General features: G+C 71.4%; 7 protein-coding genes and 2 pseudogenes. 5 read left to right on the forward strand and 4 right to left on the reverse strand.

Translation table 11 applies throughout. The annotated features are described in order from the left end of the window. A partial coding sequence (locus JM949_RS29855; protein WP_238434134.1) for a hypothetical protein occupies nucleotides 1-985 on the forward strand: 985 nt, incomplete at its 5' end. A gap of 21 nt (nucleotides 986-1006) precedes the next feature. Here the strand turns inward: JM949_RS29855 and JM949_RS29860 are convergent. After that, nucleotides 1007-1516, reverse strand: a complete 510-nt coding sequence (locus JM949_RS29860) for a DUF6912 family protein (RefSeq protein ID WP_203151481.1) — start codon at nucleotides 1514-1516, stop codon at nucleotides 1007-1009. Nucleotides 1517-1733: 217 nt separating this feature from the next. Between JM949_RS29860 and JM949_RS29865 the strand changes: the two genes are divergently transcribed. Beyond that, nucleotides 1734-1961, forward strand: a complete 228-nt coding sequence (locus JM949_RS29865) for a helix-turn-helix domain-containing protein (RefSeq protein ID WP_203151482.1) — start codon at nucleotides 1734-1736, stop codon at nucleotides 1959-1961. A 239-nt stretch (nucleotides 1962-2200) separates the two neighbouring features. Beyond that, nucleotides 2201-2795 (forward strand): annotated as a pseudogene (locus JM949_RS29870) (Rv3235 family protein). Between the two features lie 359 nt (nucleotides 2796-3154). Here JM949_RS29870 and secA read toward each other — a convergent pair. Beyond that, nucleotides 3155-6082: a preprotein translocase subunit SecA gene (secA, locus tag JM949_RS29875; protein ID WP_203151483.1), complete on the reverse strand. Its 2928-nt coding sequence runs from the start codon at nucleotides 6080-6082 to the stop codon at nucleotides 3155-3157. 198 nt (nucleotides 6083-6280) lie between these two features. On the opposite strand from secA, the gene JM949_RS29880 reads away from it, so the two are divergent. Together JM949_RS29880 and JM949_RS29885 are read left to right on the forward strand one after the other, a co-directional pair. Continuing rightward, nucleotides 6281-7402, forward strand: coding sequence for a GNAT family N-acetyltransferase (locus tag JM949_RS29880; RefSeq protein WP_309232390.1), 1122 nt, complete (start codon nucleotides 6281-6283; stop codon nucleotides 7400-7402). Then, nucleotides 7399-8511, forward strand: a complete 1113-nt coding sequence (locus tag JM949_RS29885) for a GNAT family N-acetyltransferase (protein ID WP_203151484.1) — start codon at nucleotides 7399-7401, stop codon at nucleotides 8509-8511. The genes JM949_RS29880 and JM949_RS29885 overlap by 4 nt, the downstream gene beginning before the upstream one ends. A 52-nt stretch (nucleotides 8512-8563) precedes the next feature. Here JM949_RS29885 and hpf read toward each other — a convergent pair whose 3' ends face one another. Further along, complete coding sequence (gene hpf / locus JM949_RS29890) at nucleotides 8564-9202, reverse strand: ribosome hibernation-promoting factor, HPF/YfiA family (protein WP_203151485.1); 639 nt, start codon at nucleotides 9200-9202, stop codon at nucleotides 8564-8566. Between the two features lie 247 nt (nucleotides 9203-9449). Continuing rightward, a pseudogene (locus tag JM949_RS29895) lies at nucleotides 9450-9724 on the reverse strand (ComF family protein); the annotation flags it as partial.

Below are 9724 nucleotides of genomic sequence, written 5' to 3' on the forward strand. Positions count from 1 at the left end.
GGTGCTCGGGCTGCTGGCGCTCGGTTGGCTGGCCGCCATGCTCTGGTCCACCCGGGAGGCCATCACCTCGGCCGCGGCCGGGGTCACCGCGATCAGCCTCTCCGCGTTCGCCCTGCCCGGCGTGATCTCGGCCGCGCTGGTCGCCGGCACGGCCGTCGCGCTCGCCATCGGCAACCTGCTGGCCCGCCGGTACGGCGACTGGGCGAGTCTGCGCTTCGCCGGGGCGATCGGCGGCGGAATGCTGGTCGGGCTCGCCGCCGCGCTGGCCATCAACCTCACCTACTTCGACACCTCGGTCACCAACGTGATCGCCGGCAGCACGGCGGCCGCGGCGATCATCGGCGGCGCGCTGGCCGCCGCGCGGACCGCTCCGGCGGTCGGGGCGGTGGTCACCGCCGCGCTGGGCACGCTGATCTTCGTGGTCGCGTTCAGCCGCGCCCGCGACCCGCTGTTCAACCTCTTCGGGGCAGGCGACAGCCAGGAATCGCTTGTCGACGCGGCGAAGTGGGTGTCCCGTACCGAATCGCTCGTCGCCGGGCTGCTGGCCGGTCTGCTGGCCTTCGGCTACCTGAGCTGGGCGCGGCGTCGCGCGGTCCGCCGCGACCCCGAAGCCCCGGCGCTGCGCTGGCCGGCGTACCTCCTCGCCGGCGCCGGGCCGGGCCTGCTCCTGCTGCTCGCCGAGGTGATCATCCGGGTCGGTGGTCGGTCGCTCATCGATCTCGCCAGCGCACTCAGCGAGGCGGACGCGGTGGCACAGACCTCGCTGGGCACCTCGCGGGTGGACAACGGCATCTGGGTGCTCTTCGTGGGGGCGCTGACCGCGCTGATCGCGTTCGGCCGCACGCTCGGCCCGGCGCACGCCGAGGACGACGAACCGGCCGACGGCGCGGGCACCGTCGCGGACCGGTCCGACCCGGAGGACGACGAGCCGAGTCCGGCCGAGACGTTCGACGCCCAGCCGACCGAGGCGGACCCGACGCGCTGACGGCTGAAGCGGACGGCCGGTTCAGCCGGCTGCGCGGAGCAGCAGGTCCAGCTCTGTCACGTCGTACCACTCCAACTCGTGGTCCTCGGCACCGTCGACGGTGAACTGGGCGTCGGGATCTCCGGCGGCCGCCTCGGCGACCACGTCGACCGCGGCGGCGATGTCCTCGACCGCGTCCTCGCCGTCCACGTGGATGGCCGCGACGGCACCGACCGGCACGGCGTCGACCAACGTCACGGTGCTGGAACCCAACTCACCGTCGGCCCGCCCGACCGCGCCGGCCGGCAGGTCGACCGAGACGACGACGCGGCGGCGGGGAGCAGCCGGATCGGCCCGGAGCAGGTGCAGCGCGTCCTGGGCGGCCCTGGTGAACGCGACGTACTCCAACTCCTCCTCGTCGCCCTCGGCGTACCACTCCCGCAGCGCCGGGGTGACGGCGTGGGCCTGGTCGGCGGCCAACCCCTCGGCCCGCAGCCGGGCCAGCATCGGTACGGTCGCCGGCACGTACACCCGGACAATCTCGTCGGTCACCGGTCGTCTCCCCCGCGTCGTCCTCCACCGGCGGCCGCCGGCACGGGCGCCGATCATGCCGGACGCCGTGACCGTCATACACCCCGCCTCCGGGCCGGAGGAAGTTCCCGACCGGTGTGTCCCGGTTGGTAGCTCCCCCGCCGGCCCGGGCCGGTGCTGGGCGGCCGGCGCTGTCGGTGGCAAACTGAGCCAAACGACATCAACCCCGGGAGTTCCTGTGGAGCCGAGGTTCCTGCTGCTCTCCGACGTCGCCGCCGAGCTGAACGTGTCGGACTCGCAGGTCTACCACATGGTGCGCAGCGGCGAACTGCCGGCGATCAAGATCGGTGGACGCGGCCAGTGGCGGGTGGAGCGCGCCCGCCTGGAGGAGTACATCGCTCGCAAATACGACGAGACCGCAGAGTGGGTGCAGAGCAACCCGCTGATCGACCGCGACCCGGAGTAGCCTTCCGGCCCCCGCGCCCCGCGCCCGCGCCCGCGCCCCGCGCCCCGCGCGATGATCCACTCGGTTTCATGGAAACCGGGGCATCCGAGCCCGCCTATTGCCGCGACATCATGGAAACCGAGTGGATCATGCGCCTCGGTGGGTCGACGGCACCCTGAGTCATTGACCGACGCCTCTTTGTCAGCCAGAATCAAGGCTGTCAGAGGCAAACGAAGGTAAACGCAAGGATCAGGGGCGTGATGAGTGGAGTACGACCCAGCCGTTCCCGACCGCCGGTGCGGCTGCGCCCCGTCCCACCCGTCGACCCGCCGTACGTCGACGAGACCGACGGGCCGTACTGGCCGGCACCGACCGACGGTCAGCTCGCCCTCGACCTGTTCGCCTCGACCCGACCGAGCCCGGTCCGGCCACCGGAGCGTCGCGCCGCGCTGCGGCCGGTGCCCAGCCGGTCCTCCACCACCCATCCGGTCACCTCGTTGCCGTCGGCGACCGCTCCGGAAGCCACCCGAGCCGCGCATCGCTTCGTCGGCACCTGCCTGGAGGTGGTCAACGGCTACCGTTCGCCGGCCCAGGTGCGGGCGCTGCTCGACCCGGCCCGAGCGGCTGAGCTGCTGACCGAGCTGGCCCGCGCGTCCGGGCGGGCCGGGGCACCCCGCCGCCGCGCCAGCCGGCCGGTGATCCGGCTGCTCCGCCTGCGAGTGTGCGAGCCCCCGGCCGGCCGCGGTGGAGGCGGCGGCCGTCCTCACCGGCGCCGGCGGGCGGAGCTGGGCGATGGCGATCAGGCTGGAGCATCGCCGGGGCCGCTGGCTCTGCACCGCCCTACACGTCCTCTGAGCTTGTGATCAACTCTGGATGCCGGAAACCGCGCCGTTGAGCCTGCGGAAACATCAGGCTCTTCATGAAGACGAGGTGATCAGCCCGGGCGCGCCGTCGGACGGCACGCAGGCGGGTCGGATCGGCGCGGCCTCGGCACGCAGGCGGGTCGAATCGGCGCGCCGTCGGCACGCAGGCAGGTCGGATCGGCGCGCCGTCGGCACGCAGGCAGGTCGGATCGGCGCAGCGTCGGACGGCACGCAGGCAGGTCGGATCGGTGCAGCTCGGATGGCACGCACGGACGTAGGTCGGATCGGTAACTGGGAGACAGCGACGGCCCCGGCCTGGGTAGGCCGGGACCCGTCGGATGGTGCTTCTGGTCAGTTGCCGCCGTTGGGCGCGCCGTGGCAGCGCTTGTACTTGCGGCCCGAGCCACACGGGCACGGCGCGTTACGGGACGGACCGTTGCTCGCCTCCGCCTGGTTCGGTGCCGGCCGGCGGGCAGCGGCCGACGGAACTGCCGGGCCGCGCAGCCCGGAGGCTGGGCGCTGCGGGGCGGACGGCGCGCTCTGACCCGGAGCGGCCGGAGCACCCGGGGCGGGTCGGCCCACACCGAGCGCCGGAGCCTGCTGCTCGGCCTGCTCGACAGCGACCGCGCCCGGGCTGGCCTCACCGTCGATGGTGGGCGCGGAGTATTGCAGGCCCTGCCGCTGCGGAGCGCGATTGAGGCCCTTCGCCCGGATCTCGACCGGCTTGTCGAGCAGCGCGACCTCGTCCGCACCCGTTTCCGGCTCCGGGTCGGTCACCTGGACGTCGATGTTGTAGAGGAAACCGACCGTCTCCTCCTTGATGCCGTCCATCATGGTGGCGAACATGTCGAAGCCCTCGCGCTGGTATTCCACCACCGGGTCGCGCTGGGCGTACGCCCGGAGGTTGATGCCCTCCTGGAGGTAGTCCATCTCGTAGAGGTGCTCGCGCCACTTACGGTCGATGACCTGGAGCAGCACCATCCGCTCGAGCTGGCGCACCCCCTCGGCGCCGAGCTGCTCCTCACGCCGGTCGTACGCGGCGTTCGCGTCCTCCTTGAGGCGGGCGACCAGGAAGTCGGCGTCCATGCCGGCCCGAGAGCCGCCGGCCTCCTCCTCCAGCTCCTCGATCGTGATGCCGACCGGGTAGAGCTGCTTCAGGCTGGACCAGAGCTGCTCAAGGTCCCAGTCCTCGCCGTAGCCCTCGGAGGTGGCACCCCGCACGTACGCCTCGACGGTTTCGTCGATCATGCTGCGCACCTGGTCGGAGAGGTCCTCACCGTTGAGCACCCGGAGCCGCTCGGCGTAGATGACCTGGCGCTGCTTGTTGAGCACCTCGTCGTACTTGAGCACGTTCTTGCGGATCTCGGCGTTCTGGCCCTCGATCTGGGCCTGGGCGCTCTTGATCTGCCGGGTGACCATCTTCGACTCGATGGGCACGTCCTCCGGGATGTTGAAGCGCTCCATCACCGCCTCGACCGCACCGGCCCGGAAGCGCCGCATCAGTTCGTCCTGGAGGGACAGGTAGAACCGGGACTCACCCGGGTCACCCTGCCGGCCGGCGCGACCACGCAGCTGGTTGTCGATCCGCCGGGACTCGTGCCGCTCGGTGCCCAACACGTAGAGACCACCGGCGGCCGCGACCTCGTCGGCCTCGGCGTCGCAGGCCTGCTTCCAGTTGGGCAGGACCTCCTCCATCGCCTTGGCGTACTCTTCCTCGTTCTCCAGCGGGTCGAGGCCACGCTGACGCAGCTCGTTCGCGGCGAGGAACTCGGCGTTGCCACCGAGCAGGATGTCGGTGCCACGGCCGGCCATGTTGGTGGCCACGGTGACCGCGCCCTTACGACCTGCCTGGGCGACGATCTCGGCCTCCCGGGCGTGGAACTTGGCGTTCAGCACGTTGTGCGGTATGCCCCGCCGGCGCAGCAGCTGGGAGAGGATCTCGGAATTCTCCACCGAGACGGTGCCGACCAGCACCGGCTGGCCCAGCTGGTGCCGCTCGGCGATGTCCTCGATGACGGCGTTGAACTTGGCCTTCTCCGTCTTGTAGATGACGTCCGGCCGGTCCTCCCGAACCATCGGGCGGTGGGTCGGGATGGTCACCACGCCGACCTTGTAGACCTTGTTGAACTCGCCTGCCTCGGTCTGCGCCGTACCGGTCATCCCGGACAGCTTCTCGTAGAGGCGGAAGTAGTTCTGGAGGGTGATGGTGGCCAGGGTCTGGTTCTCCTGCTTGATCTCCACCCCCTCCTTGGCCTCGATCGCCTGGTGCATGCCCTCGTTGTAGCGGCGGCCGTGCAGGATGCGACCGGTGAACTCGTCGACGATCAGCACCTCACCGTCGCTGACGATGTAGTCCTTGTCGCGCTTGTAGAGCTCCTTGGCCTTGATCGCGTTGTTGAGGTAGCCGACCAGCGGAGTGTTCACCGACTCGTACAGGTTGTCGATGCCGAGCCGGTCCTCGACCTTGGCGACACCGCGCTCGGTGACCGCGACGGTGCGCTTGGAGTGGTCGACCTCGTAGTCGCCCTCGCCGTCGGTGCCGGCTTGGAGCCGGTTGACGACGCCGGCGAACTCGCCGTACCAACGGGCGGAGTGCTCGGCCGGGCCGGAGATGATCAGCGGGGTGCGGGCCTCGTCGATGAGGATCGAGTCGACCTCGTCGACCACCGCGAAGTTGTGCCCGCGCTGCACCAGCTCGTCCTTCGACCAGGCCATGTTGTCGCGCAGGTAGTCGAAGCCGAACTCGTTGTTGGTGCCGTAGGTGATGTCGCACTCGTACGCGGCCCGGTGCTCGGCGGCCGGCCGGTTGGGCAGCACCACGCCGACGGTCAGCCCGAGGAACTCGTGCACCCGGCCCATCCAGGCGGCGTCGCGCTGGGCGAGGTAGTCGTTGACCGTGATCACGTGCACGCCCTTGCCGGACAGCGCGTTGAGGTAGACGGCCATGACCGAGGTCAGCGTCTTGCCCTCACCGGTCTTCATCTCGGCGATGTTGCCGAAGTGCAGCGCCGCGCCGCCCATCACCTGGACGTCGTACGGGCGCTGGCCGAGCACCCGGGCGGACGCCTCGCGGGCCACCGCGAAGGCCTCCGGTAGTAGGTCGTCGAGGGTCTCCCCGTCGGCGAGCCGTTCCCGGAACTGCTCGGTCAAGCCGGCCAGTTCCTCGTCGCTGAGGTTGACGTAGTCGTCCTCGATCGAGTTGACGGCGGCGGCGATGGCCTTCAGCCGGCGCACCATGCGGCCCTCGCCCGCGCGAAGGACCTTTTCCAGAATCGACACGGATCAACGCTCCCCTAGACGGTCTCGAACCATCGTAGGCGCTCCATCGGCGTGATGGTCACTGGTAGCGGCGGTCCATTGCGCCGAACCCGACATAACTCACGTACCAGCTACACGCCGGTACGTTATCCAGTTACGCCGTCGGCGAACGGTGCGGCACGATGCACGGGTGGAGCCCGTGGAGATCACCGAGGACGCGTGCGGCTGCGGCCCTGGCGGGAGGCCGACGCCGACGCCGTACACAAGGCCTGCCAGGACCCGGACATTCAGCGCTGGACCCGCGTGCCGCGCCCCTATCTGCCGGAGCACGCGCGGGGTTTCGTCACCGAGCTGAGCGAGCGTGCCTGGGCGGACGGCACGGCCGCGCCGTTCGCGATCTGTGACCCGGTAACCGGTGACCTGCTCGGTTCGTGCGGTTTGGTGGCCATTGACGGCACCGGCACCGGTGAGATCGGCTACTGGACGGCGCCCTGGGCCCGCGGCCGAGGGGTGATGGTGCGGGCCACCCGGGCGGTGGCGCGCTGGTCCTTCGACACCCTTGGGCTCCGCCGGCTGATCTGGCAGGCCGAGGTGGGCAACCACGTCTCCCGGTTGGTGGCCCTACGGGCCGGTTTCCGGATCGACGGTCGGTTGCGGCTGGCCAACTCGACGCCGCACTTCGGCGCGGACGGCTGGATCGGCTCGCTGCTGCCCGGTGAGGTGCCCGCCGCCGGGTCGACCGGGCCGGCCGGGCCGGGCACCCTCGTCGCCCGCCGGGCCGCCGTCTTCGGCCGCCCGCAGCCCGTGCTGTTCGCCACCACCGGGTCCGGCGAGCTCCGGCTGCGGCCCATCGAGGAGCACGACCTGGACGCGGTGGTGCGGACCTGTCGGGACCCGGAGACCATCCGCTGGACGACCGTGCCGGATCCCTACGAGCGTGCCGACGCACAGGCGTACCAGACCTTCAGCCGGGACGCGTGGGCTCGCGGGGACGCCGCCTGCTTCGTGATCGCCGACCAGGACGACCGGTACGTGGGCTCGCTCGAACTGCGACTCTCCGCCGCCGATCCGCTGCTGGCCGACGTCGGTTTCATGGCCGCCCCGGCGGCCCGGGGCCGGGGGAACCTGCCCGCCGCACTTGTCGCACTCAGCGCCTGGGGATTCAGCACCCTGGGCCTGGCCCGAATCGAGTGGCGGGCGCACGTGGGCAACACCTCCTCCCGCCGGGCCGCGGAGAAGGCGGGCTTCAGGTTCGAGGGGACCGCCCGAGGTGGCGTGCAGCACCGGGGTGAGCGGGTCGACACGTGGTTGGCCGCCCTCCTCGCCGGGGATCTGCGGTGAGCCTGCCGCAGGCGATCGAGGCGTACGGGGTGCGGCTACGGGCGTTCCGGGCCGAGGACATCCCCGACGTGGTCGACGGCCTGGCCGACCCGGTCAGCCAACGCTTCATGACGGGCCTGCCGACGCCGTACACCGAGGTCGACGCCCGCTGGTGGATCGACGCGGGCGCCCCGGCGGCCTCGACCGCCGGCGCCGCCGCGTACGCCGTCGCGGACCCGGCCACGGACCGGCTGTTGGGCTCGGTGGGTCTCTACAATCTGGCGCCCGCCCGGGGCGAGGCCGGAATCGGCTACTGGGTGCGTCCGGCGGCGCGTGGACGCGGCGTCGCCACCGCGGCCACCCGCGCGCTGAGCGACCACGCCCTCGCCAGCGGAACGGCCCGACTGGAGTTGCTCACCCACCCGGAGAACACGCCCAGCCAGCGGGTCGCGCTGGCCGCCGGCTTCCGCTACGAGGGGCTGCGCCGGTCGGCCACGGTGAGCCGCGACTCGGGCCGGCACGACCTGCTGGCCTGGGTACGCGTGGCCGGCGATCCGCCCGGCCCGGCCGCCCGGCCGCTGCCGGACCTGCCGGGCGGGGTGCTCACCGATCAGGTGGTGGCGCTGCGCCCGCTCGCGCCGGACGACGCGGCGGTGATGTACCGGCTGCACAGCCGGCCCGAGGTGGTGGCGAACCAGGCACCGCCGGTGCCGCCGACGCGGGAGGCGATCGAGCGGCGTTGTCGCCTCGCGCGGAGCGGATGGCTGACCGGCGAGATCGCGCGACTGCTGATCACGGACGTGGCCAGCGGAGAGCCGGCGGGTAGTTGCGGGCTGTCGTACACCGATGTGGCCGCCGGCGAAGCGTCGGTCGGCTACGCGTTGCTGCCCGAGTGGCGCGGCCGGGGGTACGCGACCCGGGCGGTTCGACTGCTCGCGGGCTGGGCGTTCGGCTCGACGGGCATCGCCCGGTTGACCGCCGGCACCGTGCCGGACAACACCGCGTCACACCGGGTGCTGGAGCGGGTCGGGTTCCAGCGCGAGGGTCTGCAACGCGGCCGGCTGCCCGGGCTGGCCGGCACCCGACTGGACGACCTGACCTTCGCGCTGCTCCCCTGCGACCTCCGTTGACCGGTGTGGTGGGGTTGTGGTGGGAGCCCACCACAACCCCACGAGCCGCCGGTCAGGTGGCGAGGGAGATGATGCCGTAGTCGTACGCGTGACGCCGGTAGACGACGCTGGGACGGCCGGACTCCTTGTCCTGGAACAGGTAGAAGTCGTGACCGACGAGTTCCATCTCGAACAGCGCGTCGTCGATCGTCATCGGCTCCGCCGGGTGGACCTTCTCCCGGGCGATGTGCCACGGCTGCTGGTCGTCGTACTCCTCCTCGACGCGCTCCGCCACGGCGGTGCCGGCGCGGGCGCCGTCACCCGGCGCACTCAGCGCGGGGGCCACCAGGTCCGCGACCGGCAGGCCGGCGGTGGCCTCGGCGACGGAGATCGGGGCGTGCCGGCCGCGGTGTACGCGGCGGCGGTCGGCCGCGCGGCGCAGCCGGGTGTCGAGCTTGGCGATGGCCGCGTCGAGCGCGCTGTAGAAGTCGTTGGTGCAGGCCTCGGCCCGAATCACCGGGCCCCGGGAAACACAGGTGATCTCCACCCGCTGGCAGTGGTCGGCCTGGCGCGGATTGCGCTCGTGAAACAGCTCGACATCGACCCGAATAAGCTTGTGATCGTAGCGTTCGATCTTTGCGAGTTTCTCAGCTACGTGCACCCGGTAATGGTCCGGCACTTCGACGTTTCGGCCCTTGACCACGATGTCCACGTGACCTCCCTTTTTCGGACGGTCTTCGATCCGGTTAGCCCGGTCGCGCGCCGTAGGGGAGACCCGCTGGCGTCGACCGGTTGGTACGGCTACGCCTCCTCTCACCGCCGGGGGCGGTTGGAACGACCTCCTACCCCCGACAGCGAAACGCTAACTCCTGTTTGCCCGGCAGTCACCCCATGTTGCGGAGACGGCCCAAAATTTTTCGCAGGTCATACACCAACGGGTGAAACGGAAACACAATCGGTTACAACTGGCGTCTTTTCTCGGTCGCCGCGAGCACCACTGCAACACTCGGTGCCCACCCGATCGCGGTCAGCACCCTGCTCGCGGCGGCCAGGGTGACGCCTGTGGTGACGATGTCGTCCAGCAGCACCACGAGCGGTCCGGCGCCGCCGCCAGGAACCCGGGCCGGGGCCGTGGAGCGGGGCTGGAAGGCCGCCTCCGCTGCCGCCGCCCGCCCGGCGCTGTCCAGGGTGACCGAGTCGGGCCGGGGCAGCGCACGCAGCGGTCGGTGCACCC

Origin of the sequence: Micromonospora tarensis (assembly GCF_016803395.1) — a bacterium.
Lineage (GTDB): Bacteria > Actinomycetota > Actinomycetes > Mycobacteriales > Micromonosporaceae > Micromonospora > Micromonospora tarensis.